Annotated in this window: 19 protein-coding genes and 1 other RNA gene; 7 read left to right on the forward strand and 13 right to left on the reverse strand. The window is 31.9% G+C overall.

Translation table 11 applies throughout. From position 1 onward, the window contains the following. Positions 1–49 precede the first annotated feature (49 nt). From rny to SJY43_RS14200, 4 genes are all read right to left on the reverse strand, one after another. On the reverse strand, positions 50–1,624 hold the full coding sequence (rny, locus tag SJY43_RS14185; RefSeq protein ID WP_396601399.1) for a ribonuclease Y: 1,575 nt from the start codon (positions 1,622–1,624) through the stop codon (positions 50–52). A gap of 59 nt (positions 1,625–1,683) precedes the next feature. Beyond that, positions 1,684–1,813: non-coding RNA, 6S RNA (gene ssrS, locus SJY43_RS14190), on the reverse strand. Between the two features lie 57 nt (positions 1,814–1,870). Beyond that, positions 1,871–2,164: a cell division protein ZapA gene (locus SJY43_RS14195; RefSeq protein ID WP_396601400.1), complete on the reverse strand. Its 294-nt coding sequence runs from the start codon at positions 2,162–2,164 to the stop codon at positions 1,871–1,873. 15 nt (positions 2,165–2,179) lie between these two features. Then, on the reverse strand, positions 2,180–2,470 hold the full coding sequence (locus SJY43_RS14200; protein ID WP_396601401.1) for a hypothetical protein: 291 nt from the start codon (positions 2,468–2,470) through the stop codon (positions 2,180–2,182). A gap of 425 nt (positions 2,471–2,895) precedes the next feature. Between SJY43_RS14200 and SJY43_RS14205 the strand changes: the two genes are divergently transcribed. Both SJY43_RS14205 and SJY43_RS14210 read left to right on the forward strand, forming a co-directional pair. Next, a complete protein-coding gene (locus SJY43_RS14205) occupies positions 2,896–4,581 on the forward strand; it encodes a M23 family metallopeptidase (RefSeq protein ID WP_396601402.1) in 1,686 nt (561 codons plus the stop codon). Beyond that, positions 4,535–7,054, forward strand: coding sequence for a carboxypeptidase-like regulatory domain-containing protein (locus SJY43_RS14210; protein ID WP_396601403.1), 2,520 nt, complete (start codon positions 4,535–4,537; stop codon positions 7,052–7,054). The genes SJY43_RS14205 and SJY43_RS14210 overlap by 47 nt, the downstream gene beginning before the upstream one ends. A 12-nt stretch (positions 7,055–7,066) precedes the next feature. Here SJY43_RS14210 and SJY43_RS14215 read toward each other — a convergent pair whose 3' ends face one another. Both SJY43_RS14215 and SJY43_RS14220 read right to left on the reverse strand, forming a co-directional pair. Then, on the reverse strand, positions 7,067–8,503 hold the full coding sequence (locus SJY43_RS14215) for a hypothetical protein (RefSeq protein ID WP_396601404.1): 1,437 nt from the start codon (positions 8,501–8,503) through the stop codon (positions 7,067–7,069). Positions 8,504–8,630: 127 nt separating this feature from the next. Next, on the reverse strand, positions 8,631–9,776 hold the full coding sequence (locus SJY43_RS14220) for a cysteine desulfurase family protein (protein ID WP_396601405.1): 1,146 nt from the start codon (positions 9,774–9,776) through the stop codon (positions 8,631–8,633). Positions 9,777–9,912: 136 nt separating this feature from the next. Between SJY43_RS14220 and SJY43_RS14225 the strand changes: the two genes are divergently transcribed. Beyond that, the gene (locus tag SJY43_RS14225) at positions 9,913–10,848 is read left to right on the forward strand and encodes a hypothetical protein (protein ID WP_396601406.1); all 936 of its coding nucleotides are present in this window, start codon (positions 9,913–9,915) and stop codon (positions 10,846–10,848) included. On the opposite strand, the gene SJY43_RS14230 is transcribed toward SJY43_RS14225, so the two are convergent. Together SJY43_RS14230 and SJY43_RS14235 are read right to left on the reverse strand one after the other, a co-directional pair. Continuing rightward, positions 10,845–11,408, reverse strand: a complete 564-nt coding sequence (locus tag SJY43_RS14230) for a DNA mismatch repair protein MutS (RefSeq protein ID WP_396601407.1) — start codon at positions 11,406–11,408, stop codon at positions 10,845–10,847. The genes SJY43_RS14225 and SJY43_RS14230 overlap by 4 nt on opposite strands. Positions 11,409–11,410: 2 nt before the next feature. Further along, complete coding sequence (locus tag SJY43_RS14235) at positions 11,411–11,602, reverse strand: hypothetical protein (protein WP_396601408.1); 192 nt, start codon at positions 11,600–11,602, stop codon at positions 11,411–11,413. A gap of 163 nt (positions 11,603–11,765) precedes the next feature. On the opposite strand from SJY43_RS14235, the gene SJY43_RS14240 reads away from it, so the two are divergent. From SJY43_RS14240 to SJY43_RS14250, 3 genes are all read left to right on the forward strand, one after another. Continuing rightward, positions 11,766–13,640 carry a T9SS type A sorting domain-containing protein gene (locus tag SJY43_RS14240; RefSeq protein WP_396601409.1) on the forward strand — a complete coding sequence of 625 codons (1,875 nt, stop codon included), beginning with the start codon at positions 11,766–11,768 and terminating at the stop codon, positions 13,638–13,640. 68 nt (positions 13,641–13,708) lie between these two features. Continuing rightward, positions 13,709–13,984, forward strand: coding sequence for a DUF2752 domain-containing protein (locus SJY43_RS14245; protein ID WP_396601410.1), 276 nt, complete (start codon positions 13,709–13,711; stop codon positions 13,982–13,984). Between the two features lie 9 nt (positions 13,985–13,993). Beyond that, a complete protein-coding gene (locus SJY43_RS14250; protein WP_396601411.1) occupies positions 13,994–14,320 on the forward strand; it encodes a CCC motif membrane protein in 327 nt (108 codons plus the stop codon). Between the two features lie 73 nt (positions 14,321–14,393). Here SJY43_RS14250 and SJY43_RS14255 read toward each other — a convergent pair whose 3' ends face one another. Further along, positions 14,394–14,852 carry a DUF5362 family protein gene (locus SJY43_RS14255; RefSeq protein ID WP_396601412.1) on the reverse strand — a complete coding sequence of 153 codons (459 nt, stop codon included), beginning with the start codon at positions 14,850–14,852 and terminating at the stop codon, positions 14,394–14,396. An 11-nt stretch (positions 14,853–14,863) separates the two neighbouring features. Then, a complete protein-coding gene (gene rocD, locus SJY43_RS14260; RefSeq protein ID WP_396601413.1) occupies positions 14,864–16,144 on the reverse strand; it encodes an ornithine--oxo-acid transaminase in 1,281 nt (426 codons plus the stop codon). Positions 16,145–16,338: 194 nt separating this feature from the next. Here rocD and SJY43_RS14265 point away from each other — a divergent pair, with 194 nt between their 5' ends. Then, a complete protein-coding gene (locus tag SJY43_RS14265; protein WP_396601414.1) occupies positions 16,339–17,508 on the forward strand; it encodes a mechanosensitive ion channel in 1,170 nt (389 codons plus the stop codon). Positions 17,509–17,569: 61 nt separating this feature from the next. On the opposite strand, the gene SJY43_RS14270 is transcribed toward SJY43_RS14265, so the two are convergent. The 3 genes from SJY43_RS14270 to SJY43_RS14280 are packed head-to-tail and all read right to left on the reverse strand — an operon-like array spanning position 17,570 to position 18,983. Then, on the reverse strand, positions 17,570–17,953 hold the full coding sequence (locus SJY43_RS14270) for a DUF6768 family protein (RefSeq protein WP_396601415.1): 384 nt from the start codon (positions 17,951–17,953) through the stop codon (positions 17,570–17,572). Between the two features lie 5 nt (positions 17,954–17,958). Then, positions 17,959–18,495: an RNA polymerase sigma factor gene (locus tag SJY43_RS14275; RefSeq protein ID WP_396601416.1), complete on the reverse strand. Its 537-nt coding sequence runs from the start codon at positions 18,493–18,495 to the stop codon at positions 17,959–17,961. Next, a complete protein-coding gene (locus tag SJY43_RS14280; RefSeq protein WP_396601417.1) occupies positions 18,492–18,983 on the reverse strand; it encodes a hypothetical protein in 492 nt (163 codons plus the stop codon). Before SJY43_RS14280 ends, SJY43_RS14275 begins: the two co-directional genes overlap by 4 nt. Positions 18,984–19,059 lie beyond the last annotated feature (76 nt).

The raw sequence follows: 19,059 nt of genomic DNA on the forward strand, positions 1-19,059 counted from the left end.
AAATTTTAGTTTTTAACATGAGATTCCTGCCTGCACAAGAATATATTTATTACTTCGCAATATTAACCGCTCTTGTTTCTCTAATTACCGTTACTTTAACTTGCCCAGGATAGGTCATATCTGTTTGTACCTTTTGAGAAATATTGAATGATAAATCAGCAGCTTTTTGATCGTCTACTTTTTCACTTTCAACAATAACACGTAGTTCTCTACCCGCTTGAATTGCGTAAGCTTTTTTAACTCCGCTAAACCCAAAAGCAATATCTTCTAAATCCTTTAATCGTTGAATATAACTATCTAAAACTTGACGTCTTGCTCCAGGTCGCGCTCCAGAAATAGCATCACAAACCTGAACAATAGGTGCTAATAATGATTTCATTTCAACTTCATCGTGGTGTGCTCCAATAGCATTACATACATCTGGTTTTTCACCAAACTTCTCAGCCCATTGCATACCTAAAATAGCGTGAGGCGTTTCCATATCTGCTTCAGCATCTGGCACTTTACCAATATCATGTAACAACCCAGCGCGTTTAGCCATTTTAGGGTTTAAACCTAATTCCGCAGCCATTACACCACAAAGCTTAGCAACTTCACGGGAGTGTTGCAATAAATTTTGTCCGTAAGACGAACGGTATTTCATTCTACCTACCATTTTAATTAATTCAGGATTCAAATTATGAATGCCTAAATCAATAACAGTTCGTTTACCAACTTCTATAATTTCTTGTTCAATTTGTTTTTGTGTTTTTCTAACAATTTCTTCTATACGTGCTGGGTGAATTCTACCGTCGGTAACCAACTTATGTAAAGATAAACGCGCTACTTCCCTACGCACAGAATCAAAACAAGATAAGATTATAGCTTCTGGAGTATCATCAACTATAATTTCTACGCCTGTTGCTGCTTCAATAGCTCTAATATTTCGTCCTTCACGTCCAATTATACGTCCCTTAACATCATCAGATTCAATATTAAAAACAGATACACAATTATCAACAGATTCTTCTGTTCCAATACGTTGTATTGTGTTTATAATAATTTTCTTAGCATCTTGCTCTGCTGTTAATTTTGCTTCTTCCAAAGAACTTTGAATGTAGGCCATGGCATCATTCTTTGCTTCTCCCTTTAAAGATTCAACCAATTGCTCCTTGGCTTCTTCTGCAGAAAGACTAGAAATAACTTCTAGTTGTTGTACTTGACTTTTATGAAGCTTATCAACCTCCTCCTGCTTTTTATCAAGAACATCTAGTCTGTGATTATAGTCTTTAATCTTTCTTTCAATACTTTCGTTAAGCTTTTTATTTCTGGCAACCTCGTTAGAAACTTGAGACTCTTTATCACGAGTTCGTTTTTCGGCTTCAGCCATTTTCTTATCACGAGATAAAATTACTTTTTCATGCTCAGACTTAAGTTCAATAAACTTTTCTTTAGCTTGTAAAATCTTATCTTTTTTCAGGTTTTCACCATCACTTTTTGCTTCTTTAAGTATTAAAGCTGCATTCTTTTTTGCTTCTTTCACCAGTTTAGAAGCATTATTTTTCTCTAGTGTTTTTGCTATTATAAAGCCAATTATTAGCCCTAATACAACACCTCCTACTGCAAATATAATTGAGTTATCCATCCGTTTGTTTAGTTGATTATAGTATATAAAAAAGCCTACACCAGTATAAAGTTTTGTATAAACTCCTTAAAAACAAGTTTAGGGCTAACAAGCTGATCAAGGGTCTGCTCGAGATACTGAAATTAATCCAGTACTAGCAGCATGCTTTTACAACTTAAACTCACCCTTTTTAAAGAATTAACGTTGAGTTTATCAAAAAAAATAACCAATGTAGGCAGTAACTTTTAGTTTATTTTAAAGAACGTTTTAAGAGACTAAATGCGAATGTAACATATCATTTAAAGCATTAAGCTTTTCTTCTACATGCTCGTTTACATTTGCTTTATCAATAGACTTCTGTTCTACTTGAGATGCAAATTGCAAGGCACACATAGCCAAAACATCTTGTTTATCTCGAACAGAATAACTTTGCTCAAATTGCTTTATCATTGCTTCAATGTTTTTAGCCGCTTTTCGTAACCCTTCTTCTTGACTTGACTCAATTGTTAAAGGATATACTCTATTAGCTATAGACAGCTTTATTTTAAGCTTTTCTGACATTGAATTTAATTAGCCTTAATCAGCGAGTTGAGCAATACAATGGTCAATATCTCTAATTAATGCGTTTATTTTAAGCTTCGTTTCTCTTTTATTATCGTCACTACCAAGTATTGTATTTGCCATTTTAAGAGCCTCATACTTTTCTTCCCAATTAGCAATATGCTGTTGTTGAATTAAATTTTCCTGCTTCGAAACCTCTAATTCTTCATTTAATTTCAAATTAGCAAGTTTTAAAAGCTCTAGTTTGTGTAATACTTTACTAATCTTGTTTTCTAACGAATCTACAATATCCTCAATATTACTCATTTACAAAATTCAATACTTATCTCACAAAGTTAACATTCCTATCCATAATTAACAATTGTTTTATCATAAAATTTCACTTAACTTAAATGGTCTTATAAATTTTTGGGCGTTACCCACAAGGGGTCGGGCTTTACGTTACAAGTCCTCGCTCCGTTCCTACGCTGTGGGCTTTCCTCTGCAATCCCTAACGCGGGTTCATCAGCATGCACAAAGGTATTGCCAAAACAAAAAACAACTTTGCAATAGCCTAGGTTTACTAAAAATTAAATAAAGAGATCCCGAAGTTAATTCGGGATGAGTTCAACTTACTATTTTGAATTCGCCCAAAGGGCTTTTCAAAATAGAGTTTCACTAACATGGCTTGATTATTGTTTTATCTTTTGCGTTTTCACATCAAATTAATAATTTAGCCACAATTCAAATTTATGCGATATATACTGTCCCTCTTTCTAGTTTTTTCATTATTCTCTGGTGCGCAAAATAATTACCCTCAAGATTATTTTAGCAGTCCTTTAGAAATTCCATTAATACTATCTGGCACATTTGCAGAGTTACGCTCTAATCATTTTCATTCTGGAATGGATATTAAAACGCAACAGCGTACAGGCCTAAAAGTAAAAGCTTCTGCAAACGGGTTTGTGAGCAGAATAAAAATTGCACATTACGGTTACGGTAAGGCACTATATATTACACATCCAAACGGATATACTACAGTTTATGCTCATCTTCAAAAGTTCTCACCAGAAATTGAAGCTTTTATAAAAAAGAAGCAATATGAAAAAGAATCTTATGAGATAGAATTATTTCCAAAAGCAGAAGATTTACCTGTTTTAAAAGATAACCTAGTTGCTTATAGTGGCAATACCGGTGGTTCTGGTGGACCACATTTACATTTTGAAATTAGAGATAAGCAAGAACGCCCAATAAACCCTATGCTTTTTGGATTAGATATTAAAGACACCACAAATCCTATTATCAAATCTATATACGCCTACCCGTTAGATAAAAATTCTTTTATTAACAACTCCAACACAAAACAAAAACTACGCTTAACACCACTAAAAAACGGCGATTATACTGCAGAAAATATTGAAGCTATTGGAAATATTGGTTTCGCAATTAACTCTATAGATAGACAAGATTTAGCCGCAAACTCAAATGGTGTCTATAACATCCAAACGTTTATTAATGGAAGTAGAAATTTTGAAATAGATTTTAAACGTTTTTCATTTGATGAGACAAAACATATAAATCAGCTAATTGATTATGAGCACTTTTCAACAAAAAAACAAAGACTTCAAAAGTTATTCAGAAAAAACAATCCTTTAAGTCTTTTTAAATCTACGCTAAACGAAGGCGTGATTAAGGTTGAAGACAGCACGTACTCCGTATATAAAATTAGAGTTGCAGATTTTAAAAACAACGAATCTTGGGTTACAGTCCATATAAAAGGCACAAAAAAGAGTATTTCAAAACCCGAAGAAGAAAAAATAACACCTTATTATATTAATGCAGATCAAACCACTAATTTAAAAGCAGGACATGTAAGTGTCGATTTTTATAAAGACACCTTTTATGAAAACTTCTATATAGATTTTGAAGTAAAAAACGATACACTTAAGCTTCATAAAGATATTAAAGCTGCTAAAAAGAATTTCACCATTACTTATGATGTGAGTAAGTATTCAAATGAAGATAAAAACAAACTTTATATCGCTAAATTAATTGGGTACAAAAAATACCCGTCTTACACGTATACAAAAAGAAAAGACAAGCTTTTAATTGGAAGCACAAAAAAACTAGGCACATTTGCACTTGCCATGGACACTATTAAACCTACTATTTCGGCTGTAAATTTCAAGAGTAAACAATGGCTAAGCAAGTACAGGTACTTAAAAGTTAAAATTAATGATGTAGGTTCTGGAATATCAAATTACCGAGCAACTATAAACGGGAAATGGATATTAATGGAATACGATTATAAAAAAAATACACTAACGTATGATTTTAATGATGGTGTAATAATGGACACCAAAAACAATTTAAAAGTAATTGTTACCGATAATGTTGGAAATAATTCTACTTTTGAAACGTTATTTTATAGAAAATAAATTTATTTCACTTTTGAAGGCTAAACAACTATTAACCACCATCCTATTTTTTTCTATTCTAACACTAAGTTTTGCACAAAATGCAATAATTAAAGGTGTTATTTTAGATGAAAACAATAAACCTATTGAAAACGTAAGCATTAAATCTGGTAACATAGGGACAATATCTAATGTTAATGGTTTTTATACTTTAGCCGTTCCTGCATACAAAGATTTAACGGTAGAATTCACTCATGTAACCTATAAAAAGGTTGTAAGTACTTTTAATTTAAAAAAAGGAGAAAATCTAGAGTTTTACCCTGTGATGAGTAGCTCTGTGGAGCAAATATCGACAGTTATAGTTTCAGGAAATAGAAGAAAAGATATTGAAGGTGTTGTAACACTAGATCGTGAAGCCGTAAAAAAAATACCAGGTGCCAATGCTGGTGTAGAAAATTTACTTTTAACACTTCCTGGTGTTAGCAATAACAACGAATTAAGTACGCAATATTCGGTTCGTGGTGGAAATTATGACGAGAATTTAGTTTACGTAAATGGAATAGAAGTATACAGACCGTTTTTAGTACGTTCTGGACAACAAGAGGGCTTAAGCTTTGTAAACACAAACTTAGTACAGAATGTAGATTTTTCTGCTGGAGGTTTTCAAGCTAAATATGGCGACAAATTATCGTCTGTCTTAGACATCACTTATAAAACACCTTATCAATTTGAAGTTAATGCCGATTTAAGTTTACTTGGCGGAAGTCTTTCTGTTGAAAACGCAAGTAAAGACTCAAAATTCACAAGTATTGTTGGTCTCCGTTATCGTGATAACAGTTTATTAGTTAATGCTAAAGAAACAGAAACCAATTTCAAACCTACATTTGCCGATGCTCAAGGGTATTTTACCTATAAGTTTTCTAATAAATTTCATTTAAGTTTTTTAGGAAGTGCATCCATAAACAAATACAATTTTGAACCAGAAACGCGTCAAACTAATTTTGGCACTTTAACCGATCCTGTAGCATTATTAGTGTTTTACGATGGGCAAGAAAAAGACAGATACCAAACGCTATTTGGAGCTTTTAAAGGCTCTTATTTTGCAAATGACGACTTAACACTTCATTTAATAGCTTCAACATATCACACTACCGAAGAAGAGTATTTTGATATTTTAGCACAATATAGATTAGGCGAAGTTAACAGTAATATTGGTGATGAAAATTTAGGTGAAGTTGAATTTAGTGAAGGCATTGGTAGCCAACTTAATCATGGAAGAAATGATTTAGATGCTCTTATAACAAATATAGAACACAAAGGCGATTTTAAGGTTAATGACCATAGATTTGAATGGTCGGTAAAATATACCAATGAAGATATTAGAGACCGTTTGATAGAATGGGAAGTTATTGATTCAGCTGGATTCTCTTTAAGACCTCCTAAAACAACTACAAACGAGCAACCTTATGAGCCGTTTACAGGTCCGTTAAAGCCTTTTCAAAATGTTAGAGCTACTAATAACACACAAATAAATAGATTCCAAGCTTACGGCCAATGGAGTAAACGAAGTTCTTTAGGAGCTAGCGATGTTTGGTATAATGCTGGTGTTCGTGCGCACAGTTGGTCTGTTAGTGGCAATGGTATTTCAACATCAAATCAAGTTGTTTTTAGTCCGCGTGCTCAATTTGCTATAAAGCCAGATTGGGAAAAAGATATGTTATTTAGAGTTGCAGGTGGTTTATATTATCAACCGCCTTTTTACAGAGAACTTCGCGATGCTAGTGGCGTCATCCAACCCGATGTGAAAGCTCAAAAATCATTTCATTTGGTATTAGGGAACGATTATAGTTTCAAAATGTGGGACAGACCTTTTAAGTTAACCTCAGAAGCATATTATAAAAATTTAACTGATGTTAATCCGTACACCCTAGAAAATGTTCGTATTCGTTATGCAGCAAATAATAGTGCAAAAGCGTATGCTTATGGATTAGATATGCGTTTAAATGGTGAGTTTGTTCCTGGAACAGAATCGTGGTTGAGCTTTGGTTATTTAAAAACAGAAGAAAACATAAATAATAGAGGTTATATATCTAGACCTACAGACCAGCGTTTAAAGTTCGCTGCTTTGTTTCAAGATTATGTGCCAAATATGCCTAACGTGAAAATGTATTTAAACATGGTGTTTAATACAGGCTTGCCCGGTGGCTCACCTAGTTATGCGGATCCTTATGAATTCCAAAGCAGATTACCATCATACAAACGTGCTGATTTTGGCTTGCAATATGTACTGGTAGATTCTAAAAAGACTTTTAATAACGGCTGGAAAAAACCTTTTAAAGAGCTTTCTTTTGGTTTTGAAATATTCAATGTTTTCGATGTACAAAACTCAATAACTAATACTTGGGTAAGAGATGTAAGCAGTAAACGTCAAATTGCTATACCAAATTACTTAACGCCTCGTGTTTTTAATGTGAGAACAACTATGAAGTTTTAAGCGTAGATTTTCTTATTCAGCAATTACATTTAGTGATACGGTTAATAAATTTCCACTTCCAGTGAAGCGTTCTGCCCAAACCTCAATATAGTCCCCTTGAGTTAATTGAATAGAACCAACTATAGAAACCGCACCTACATCATTATTCCCACCAACTTCTCGATAGACTCTTGTATTTGGTACTACAACTCCATTTTTAGCTATATAAAATATAAAAATAGCATTGTTGTTGTTTCCTTGAAAAGACAAACTTCCAAAAACACCAAAATACCTTGTTTTTTTTCCGTCATAAACAATCCTATTATCAGTTGAACTAGTAAACCTGAATAAATTATTAGATGTAGTAGTTCCTATTACTTTTGTTCTACTACCTGCTCCTGTTCCAGAAAAACTAGTAACGGCGCCAGATCCAATAGGATAATTTAAATTAATATCTCCAGTTGCGACACCATCTGTTTCAACTAAAATTCCAGGGCAATTTATATCCCAATCGTTTGTAAAATTATACCCTGCATAAGGAGAGTTTCCGTTAATATAATTGCCACCTCCGTAAAAATCTACAATTCGAATTCCTGCTGCTCCATTAATTGAGGTAATTCCTGTAACATCTAAGGCTGCTGTTGCCCCAACAACATTACTAAACCCTCCCTGCTTTGTTATAATATCAAAATCACCAGAAAAAGTTTCATAAACCCCGCTATTATTTCCAAACCACCCAGTTGAATTTAAAAGTAATTCTTTAATATCAGCATAAACAACACCATTTGTATTGTTAACATATTGAACAATACTAGTAAAAACTAAGTTAAAATTTGAAATACTACCAACACTATTGGAGCCAGCAACTATACAATCTCTAAAAATTAAGCTTTCTGCTCCCGAACCTGACAGATTAAATACAGTACCTCCTGGAGCAGACAATGTCAACTTTTGAATTGAACCTCCTTGACTTCCAGAAAATATGGTACCACCTGCACTAACTAAGACATCTTCGTTAGCATCTCTCCCTACTACATATGCTTCATTTAAATTAATTGGAACGGCTAAATTAATTGTGCCATTAATTTCATATAGAAAATTATCAGTAAACAAATATTCTGTTCCTCCCCCAGCAGCTAATTCATCAGCTAAATCTGCTGCAGACTTCACCAATTTATAATTATCTCTGCTAACAGAGCCTTCTAATTTCACCCAAGTAGTTGCAGTAGTATCATAATAGTAAAAAGCATCTTCATTGATGTCAAAAACTAATAAACCTTCGGCTGGAGTTCCAATCAAGTTTCTTTGGGCTGTTGTCATTCTTGGGATCAACACACCTTTAGTTGTAGATGTAATATCTAAAATTGAAGATGGGTTGGGATTTGTTGTTCCCATACCAACTTGCGAGTATACTTTGGTTTGTACGGCTAATAAAAAAGAAAACGACAAAAAAAGACAGATAAATCTCATGACACTAGCAGGTTGGTTAAAAAATACGAGAGACTTGTATTGCTAAAAATAGAGAAAAAATACTACCAAAAAAGGCTTATATCTAAAAAACATGATTTTTATCGCATATTTTAACAAAAACACACCGTTAATCTAGATTAAAGACTTTCAAAACACCAATAACATAATCAACCTCTTCCTTAGTATTTAATGTACTAAAAGAAAAACGGATAGAAGGTTTGTTTAAATCTGCTTCATTTAATAATTCTGATAATACATGAGATTTTTTAGAACTACCGCTCTGGCAAGCACTACCTCTGGAACATGCAATGCCTTTTAAATCTAATTGAAATAAAAGCATAGCAGCCTTTTTAGGTGAGATTGGTAAACAAACATTTACAAGTGTATATGTGCTTTTTTCGAAACTATCTGAACATCCATTAAATTTTACTTCTGGAATAGCTTGTTTTATTTTATCTATAAAATACTGCTTTATTCCTTTTATGTAATGTGTTTCACTTTCTAAATTAGAATTTGCAATTTGTAAGGCTTTTTCAATACCCACAATATTATGTATACTTTCGGTGCCTGCACGAAGTCCACGCTCCTGCTCGCCTCCAACTATTAACGATTTTAATCCAGAGTTTTTTCTAATAAAAGCAAAACCAACACCTTTTGGCCCATGAAACTTATGTGCTGAAGCTGCTAAAAAATCAACCTTTACATCTTGTAAATCTATTTTATAGTGCCCAATAGATTGTACAGCATCACTATGGAATAATGCATTATGCAATTTACACATATCTGCAACACGCTTAATATCTAAAATAGTTCCAATTTCATTATTCACGTGCATTAAGCTTACTAGTGTTTTAGCATCACTTTTAAGTAATTTTTCCAAATGCTCAAAATCTATATCGCCATTTTGCTTTATATCAACATAACTTACATCAATATTAAAATCACTTCGCAATTTTTCTACGGTGTGCAAAACAGCATGATGCTCTATTTTAGAAGTAATAATGTGCTTAATCCCTAAATCTTTTACAACACTATTTAAAACCAAATTATCAGCCTCAGTACCTCCAGAAGTAAATATAATTTCGCCAGCAGAAACATTTAAACTATTAGCAATCATTTTTCTTGAATTTTCTACTAATGCTTTTGAAGATCTTCCAAAACTATGCGAAGATGATGGGTTTCCAAAATTAATCCTCATAACCTCAGTTATAGCAGTAATAACTTCTTCACGCATTGGCGTAGTTGCTGCGTTATCAAAATAAACTGATTTCATTTAATTAAATTTTAATAATAAATCTGGTTAATATTTTAACGGACTTTATGTGCCAAAAATACTTGAAATAAAATTATTATCAATAACAAGCGTTATAAATAACAATTCTATTATTTTTGCTTAAAACCCAAATGCAATGCGTAAGTTATTTTCTTTCTTTTTATTTATAAATATATTTTTACTTAATTCTTGTGATGATGGTGATATTGTTACAGTTGAATTAGATTTTGACACCTCTTTTGAAGCTTGTGAAGGTGCAAATGATTTGATTTTATATAAAACTAAAGATGATCCTTCTGAATCTTTATCACTATTATTAAATAATGTTTCTTTAGAAGATATTTTTGAAGTTGATGATACTGGTGTTTTCGAAAACACATACACAATTAGCTCAACAAATCCTTTTAATTACCGTACTTATAGCAACACTTCGTTACCAAGCGACTTGTTCTGTAACACAATACCAAACTCTGAAATAAGTATAACTCAAGATACCGAAGTTACTAGTGGAACTGCTGTTTTAACAACTATTTTAACTGAAGATGATGCAGATGGCATTTCTGCAGAACTAGAAAATCAGGACCCAAATGGCGATGGCGATTATAGTGATGCGCAAGATACAGATGGCGATGGTATACCAGATTATATTGACGCAGATGATGATGGTGATAATGTGTTAACCAAAAACGAAGACCCAGATCCAAATGATGATGGTGATTTAAGCGATGCTCTTGATACTGATTCAGACGGCATTCCAGATTATTTAGATGCCGATGATGATGGTGATGGCCTTGACACTAGAGATGAAGAAATAGATAGCCAGGATCAAAACCCAGCAAATGATTTTTCTACGGGTGGTGGAATAGCCGATTATTTAAACGGCGAAATTGCTAATTTAGATGCTCCAAGAGCTACTGCATATAGAGAACACACTATAGTTCAAACCTATAACATAACGCTTATTATCTACGATGTTGATTTGGATTTAATTTCTTTAGACACTTATGATTTTGGTGTTCTAGATGATAACGATACAACAGATTCTAGAGTAGTAACGCCAGATTTCCCTTAATCTTTAGAGACATTCTGGTAAATATAAACCTCGGTTGCTCCTAAACCATATTTTTGGTAATTAGCATCGTAAAACTTTATATTGTTATAGCGTCCAAACAGGTAATCTAATTCCATTTTTAATACACCTTCTCCAACACCGTGAATAAACACAATTTTTTGAATGCGTTTTTTTATGGCAAATTCTAGTTTGTGTCTAGCAGTATCTAATTGCAGCGTTAGCATGTCATGGTTAGACATCCCTCTTGAAGACTTCACTAATTGATGAATATGCAAATCTACTTCCATAGTAGGTTCATATCTATCTTTAGCTCTTATTTTTGGCTGATTTTTTCGTTTAGGAATTTCTTTCTCTGAAACTACATCAGCAATGCTTGAATTTAAAAATATCTCTGATGCTATAGATTCTTTTTTATCCTTTAAAACCAATTCATTTACTTGAAAGTCTAACAAAAAACCATCTTCTGTTTCAATAAAAATGGTATCTCCCTTTACCTTGGTAACAACACCAGATAAATCTTCATCTAACACCAAAACATAATCACCTAACTTAAACGCCATATCTAATCTAATTCAGGTTTATTATCATCCTCATCATTATTTCTACTAGGTATATTTCTAGAAACCCTATAAACACCAATCATAAGTACAACAATTCCTCCAATTAGAATATATTGATTTTGGTCTGTACCTGTTTTTGCATACATCGCAACAAAAGCGCCAATAATAATTAAAATATAGTTTAAATATTTCATGTAAAAATATGTTATAATAAGGCTTGCAAATTACACTAAAAAACACATTTTAGCTTCCATTTTTAAAAATAATAACTTTACCTATTGTATTGATAATGTATACTTAAAATCGATTATTTAAAAAAAACATATATTTGTATAATATAAACGACCCCCAAAGTCTATGTTTAAAAAAATTATATTTCTATTTATTTTTACCTGCAATTTTATTTTCGGTCAGGATTTATATATTGACGACAATACTTACATGTACGTGAGAGATGTTCCTGTATTTGTTAATAACGATATTAGACTAGAAACAGCAACCTCTAATCTTTACTTTCGAGGAGATGCGCAACTTATTCAAAATGTAGATATAAAAAACTCAGATTTAGGTGAGCTTTCAATCTACCAAAACCAAACTACTGGTGTTTACGAGTATAATTACTTTTGTTCTCCAGTTGGTGTTTCAATTGATGGTATTACAAAAGCCAATGTAAATTTTAATGGATCCAATATTCACGATCCAGCTGATGATACAGATTTAGAAAACGTTACCTCTTCTGCTTATCTATTCACACCAGCTTATGAGGGCACAGCTACAGAACTTTCAAATTACTGGTTATATACGTTACGCAACGGAGAAGGTTATTGGAGTTGGAAACAAATTTTCAATACGGGAGATGCCGAAACAGGCTATGGTTTCACTTTAAAAGGGAGCCCAAACCCTAATAATGTTTTAGATTTTAGAGGCAGGCCAAATAATGGCACTATAACTGTAAGTTGCCTTTTTGATGGAACCGATGGCCAACCTACATCTGGAGTTCCAGATACTGCGGTAACTTTAACAGGAAACCCATATCCTTCAACATTAGATTTAAAACTATTTTTTGTTAATTCTGCAACTAATCAATCTCGATTAAGTGGAGAAATATTCTTTTGGGAACAAAAAGTAAAAAACTCTCACTATCTGGCAGATTATGAAGGCGGTTATGGTGTCTATACACCTGGTGATTTAACAAACATAACAACAGATAACGGAACATATGCTTCGGCTGCATTTGAAAACTATAATGGAGATGGAAGCACTAATACTACAACTACAGGAAACACTACTGATTTTAGCGCTAACAACTCAAGACGTTTTGCAGCAGTAGGACAAGGTTTTATAATACAAAGTGATCTTATTTCAGGAGGTGGAGATGCTACATTTGATAATTCTATGAGATTAGTATATGTGCCTGAAGATGCAACAGACGGTGCTATTTTTGCAAAAGGAGAAAAAAAATCAAAACAAAAAAGTAAAGCTACAGCTAAATCTCATAATGGTGTAGATTATAAAACTATTATTGAAAACAAAACTAGTATTCCAGAAATTAGAATTCATACTCATATAAATAATACGTTTTATAAAGAAAATGTAATTGCTTTTAGAGCAGGCACGCCAGATAACCATGTTTACAATAAGTTTTTTGATGGTCAAAATACAAGTGAATTAGCTGCAGATGCTTATTTAATCTCTAGTGATAAAGAACTTGTTATTAAATCTATTAATTACAATGACAATACCAGATTACGTTTAGGTCTAAAAGCATCAACTGATAATACAGATTTTAGCATAAAAATAAACACCTTACGAGAAGTAGCAGAAGATGTTAACATCTATATTTTTGATAATGAAACCAACACCTATACCGATATTATAAACAACACATTTAATATTACTTTAAATGCTGGTGTTTATAACGACCGTTTTGAAATCACGTTCAAAGAAAGTAGTGTTTTAAGTACTCCGGTAGATACCTTTAACGATTTTAAAATATTTCAAAACAATACAATTTCTGAATTAATACTCGTTAACCCTAATCGCTTAAATATTAAATCATTTAGTTTATTTGATGTTGCTGGCAAACAAGTTATGAATCAATTCATGGCATCAAACAATGAAACTTATTCGTTTTCAACAAAATCTTTAAGTGATGGTGTTTATGTTGTTAAAATAGACTTGGATGATAATCAGGTTTTTAATAAAAAAGTGATCGTTTCTAACAGAAATTAAAATAATCCTTCAATTTTCTTAATGGACTTTTAGTATTTTAGCTATATATTTTATTGTTATAATACACTATGGAAGAATACATGCTCCCTTGTTTAAATAAAAAAATTCTTGGAGTTGAATGTATGGGGTGTGGTATACAGCGTTCAATTGCATTGATATTTCAAGGTGAATTTGTTGCAGCGTTTCAAATATACCCAGCCATTTATAGCTTAATTACTTTATTTTTATTCATTGGAATAAATATTTTCTTTAAATTTAAACATTCAAACAAAATAATTGGAGCTCTGTCTATTATAACGGTAGCAACAATTATAATAAGTTATATTATTAAAATAACCAATTAAAAATCACAGATGGAACAACAAAAACTCAACCCAACAATTGTTTACGTTTTAGCTATTATAGGTCTTTTATGCTGCTGTATGGGCGGTTTTGGCTTTATATTAGCAGGTATTGCATTCTTTATTGCAACAAGTAAACTAAAAGAAGCAAAACTAAACCCTGAAAATTTTGACGCATCTAGTGTAAAAGCTATGGATACGGCAAAAACAGTTGCTTTGGTTATATTAGTTATAAATATCTTATATCTTATTTATACTATTTATCAAATTTCAACAATTGGTTGGGATGAGATGATAAGACAATCTCAAGAAATGATGGAGCAATATCAAAACCAATAATTTATATGTACTCAATAAAAAAAAGCGACCATTTGGTCGCTTTTTTTATTATATAATTTGCAAATCTCTTTTTCTACATAAATGCAGCACTAGCAAAAGCTCCAATAAAAACTAATATATAAATTGAAATTATTGCTATAGTAAAAATCCCCATAAATTTATAATGCGATTTTAAATTCGTAAAAGCCGATTTAAAACTATCATTATTAGAAGTACTTAAAGCACTTTTCATTTTTCTTGAAAAATTAAACAAATAAAGAATTGGAAAAAAGTAAACCAATCCCAAAACGACATATATTAGCCCTAAGTAACCCATTGAAAATCCTAAGCTATCATAAGGATTAGCAGCACCCATGGCACCAGTAGCGCTCATAATCACTCCAAAAAACAATCCAAAAACCACCATAAAACCAATACCTATAAAACCTAATATTGATAAAAAATAAGTCCAAGAAGAGGTCTCTTTTAATAATCCTTTAATTTCGTCGCCTACTTCTAATTCGAAACTTTCAAAAGCTGATTTTTGTTCCATTTTTTAATTATTTATTTTTCAAATTGTTTTAGTGTTTTAATTATGATGCCTACACAATCTAATAGTTGATCTTCTGTCATTACTAAAGGCGGTGCAAAACGAATAATATTACCATGTGTTGGTTTTGCTAACAAACCGTTATCGCGTAATGCTAAGCAAATGTTCCAAGCGGTATCACTTTCTTCGCTATCATTTATCAAAATAGCGTTAAGTAACCCTTTACCTCTAACTAGGTTTACAATATTACTAGTTGTTATATATTTATTTAATTCGCTTCTAAACAGCTCGCCAAGCTTAAATGCATTTTCCGCAAGGTTTTCATCTCTAATAACTTCTAATGCTGCCATAGCTACTGCTGCTGCAACTGGATTTCCTCCAAAAGTACTACCGTGATTACCTGGCTTAATAACATCCATTACATTATTATTTGCTAAAACTGCAGACACAGGATATACGCCTCCACTAATTGCTTTTCCAAGAATTAAAACATCTGGTTTTACATCTGGAGTATCCGAACAATTTTTATTTTCACAAGTACAGTTGCCACAAGTTGCCAATAAACGTCCTGTTCTCGCAATTCCTGTTTGTACTTCATCTGCAATAAATAATACGTTGTATTTTTCGCAAAGTGCTTTAGCTTTTATTAAATAATCATCACTAGGCACATAAACCCCGGCTTCACCTTGTATGGGTTCTACAAGGAAACCTGCCACGTTAGGATTAGACTTTAATACGTCTTCTAAAGCCTCAATGTTATTATATTCTATTTTGATAAATCCGTTTGTATAAGGCCCAAAATTTTTACGTGCTACAGGATCATTTGAAAATGAAATAATAGTTGTTGTTCTACCGTGAAAATTATTTTCACAAACAATAATTTCTGCTTTATTTTCATCAATACCTTTAACTTCATAAGCCCACTTTCTACAAAGCTTTAAAGCTGTTTCTACAGCTTCAGCACCTGTATTCATTGGTAAAAGCTTATCGAACCCAAAAAATTCGCAAGCAAATTTCTCATATCGACCAAGCACATCATTATGAAATGCTCTAGACGTTAATGCTAATTTTTGGGCTTGTTGCACCATAGCATTAACTATTTTGGGGTGAGAATGCCCTTGATTTACTGCAGAATAAGCCGATAAAAAATCGTAATACTTTTTCCCTTCTACATCCCATACATACACACCTTCTCCCCTATTTAATACAACAGGTAATGGATGGTAATTGTGCGCACCATATTTGTTTTCTAAATCTATCGCTTGTTGCGAAGTTAATTGGTCTAAAATTGCCATTTTAAAAAAAAAATTAAATAATAAAAACATGCAATTCCTTCTGTACCTTTATTCTTTCGAAGTGTCGAAAAAGCAGCGTGGGAGAGAAATCATCCCTAGGAAACACGAAATTAATTAAAAAAAACAAAAAAATGTGTCTTTTTAAATTTATATGTGTCCCATAATCAACTATAACCGTCAAAAAAACAAAAATTATGGACTATTTATCAAATGTATTAGACAATCTTACCCAATCTATCGGTGGTAATTTATCAAGCGCCTTAGCAGCAATTATCATCCTTATTATTGGTTGGTTTATTGCAGGATTACTTAAACGAATTGTATCAAAACTACTTAAAAAAACAGGTATCGATGACAAGATTAAAACTTCAAAAATTAGTATTTCAAAATTTGTAAGCAAACTTGTTTACTTTTTAGTCATGATTTTTGTTTTCACTTTAGCATTAGAAAAGCTAGGCATGAGCAATGTACTTGATCCTTTAAAAAATATGCTAAATGAATTTACGGGCTATTTACCAAACATTGTTGGAGCAGGCTTAGTATGTTACATAGGCTATATGTTAGCCACAATAATTTCTGAATTAGTAGAACTATCTGGAGATTCTATCCAAAAATTGGTTCCTAAATTAAAACTACCTGAAAACATTGATTTTGTAAACATCTTAAAAAAAGTTGTTTTCATTTTTATATTCATCCCATTACTTATTTCTGCTTTTAACATTTTAAACATGGATTCTATATCGGAACCTGCAACAACCATGTTAAAAGATTTCTTTAGTGCTATTCCTAAAATAATTGTAGCGGCATTAATACTTATTCTTTTTGTTGTTGGAGGCCGTTTTTTAAGCGAGCTTGTAAAAGACTTACTAAACAGTATGAATCTTAATAACTTCTTTAACAAAGCTGGTTTATCTTCAATGACTGGAAATACAAATCTTGTTAAAGTAATTGGTAATTTAGTTTACTTTTTTATAGTATTATTTGGTATTACTACGGCTGTAGATAAGTTAGAATTCTCTCATTTATCTGAAATTTTATATACCATTACAAACTATGCAGGTAAAATATTATTTGGCCTTGTAATTTTAGCTGTTGGAAATTGGATTGCTACTATTGCTGCCAAAAACTTCTCTAAAAATGATGACAATACGTTTGTTGCTTCAATAATTAGAATCGCAATCCTAGCAATCTTTTTAGCTATTGGATTAAGAACTATGGGTATTGCAGACGAAATTATAAACTTAGCCTTTGGTATTACATTAGGTACCGTTGCATTAACTATTATCTTATCTTTTGGATTAGGTGGTCGTGAAGCTGCAGGTAAACAAATGGATAAAATACTTACTAAGTTTAACAAAAAATAATTACTTAACCTCAATTAATAGTAAGCTGCTTAGTTACAACTAAGCAGCTTTTTTTTGTAATTTAAGACATTCTACCAGAAAGCGAAGACAATTGCAACTCTAAACGTTTAAGTTCTCGAATTATAGCGTTTTTATCCATTTGCATCCACGCGAAAATTTTCAACATACTTACGCCAAGTAAAAATACAATGCTTCCTAAGCCCCATTTTAATAATTCTTTTGTAGATTCTACATTAAAAAATTGTACTAAACAATAAATAAATAACCCAAAGAATACTACGGTTACTACATTCATCATCACTAAAAGCCATTTATTTTTTCCTTGAAAAAGCCCACCAATCATTTGAAGTACATTTTGTTCTTCTAAATTCTCATAGAATTTAGCTTCTTCTTCTGTTAATGTTTCTTTTATTAATTTATCAATACTTTCTTTATCACTTTTCATAAGTTCTAAGTTTTTAAATTTTGTTTTAATTTTTCTCTAGCGTGAAATAATCTAGATTTAACTGTACCTTCAGATATCTGTAAAATCGAACTTATTTCTTTTAATGAGTATTCTTGCAAGTAAAATAGGCGAATAACAATTTGTTGATTATCAGGAAGCATTTTTATTGTTTTTAACAATGCAACTTTTAAAGGTTCATTATTGTCTTTTTCAACATGAAAAGCATCTTGATTTCGCTGGTTTTCAACAATAATATTTTGTAGTTTTTTGTTAGCCTTCACCCAGTCTAAAGATTTTGTATACACAATTCTTAAGGCCCAAATCCCAAAGCTTTCGGGTGTTTTTAAATGGTTTATTTTATTAATTATAATACTCCATGAATCTTGCGCAATATCTTTGGCCACATCTGCATCCTTAACAATCCAATACGCTTTTTCGCAAAACGTTTTATGCCATCGTTTAACTAATGTAGCTAATGCATTTTTATTTCCAGATTGAAATTGACGCACTAAAACGCCATCAAAGACCTTTTGTTTTTTCACCTAATTCGTGTTAGTATAAACCGCCAGAAACTTACCCAATAACTCCATTTGGTATGCTTTTTAACTTCTAAGAAATTATTTTCAATGGTATCAAAAGCATTTTCAATTAAAGCATCATGTAGCCATCTTATGGCTATTAGCCATTGTAAAGTTGCTTTAACGCCAATGGTATTCATAATAATACTATGAGTAACTTCAGTTGAAGTAGAATTAATTTCTTTCACTTCAAACTTATGGATCCCATTAAATCCTTTTGGCTGTAAAAACCTAAAGACTATTAATTTTCCTAAAATATATTCTTCTACCGAATAGCGTATAATGCCATGTCCGCCTTTTTCACCAACTTTTAATCCGTTTTTAAAACGAATAGGTGGCCATTTATCATTTGGCCAAACACAATCTGCTTTTGTGGCCAAGGTTTCTAACAACATAGCCACTTTAACTTGTGGTTGATTAATAATTCTTTTATGTGTGTTTACAACATTCATACTATTCTAAAGACGCTAAAAAACACAAAAGGTTCATTTTATTTTAAATGAATTTAAAATTCCTTTAAAGTTAATG

The sequence above is a fragment of the Algibacter sp. R77976 genome (assembly GCF_044594645.1).
Classification (GTDB): domain Bacteria; phylum Bacteroidota; class Bacteroidia; order Flavobacteriales; family Flavobacteriaceae; genus Algibacter_B.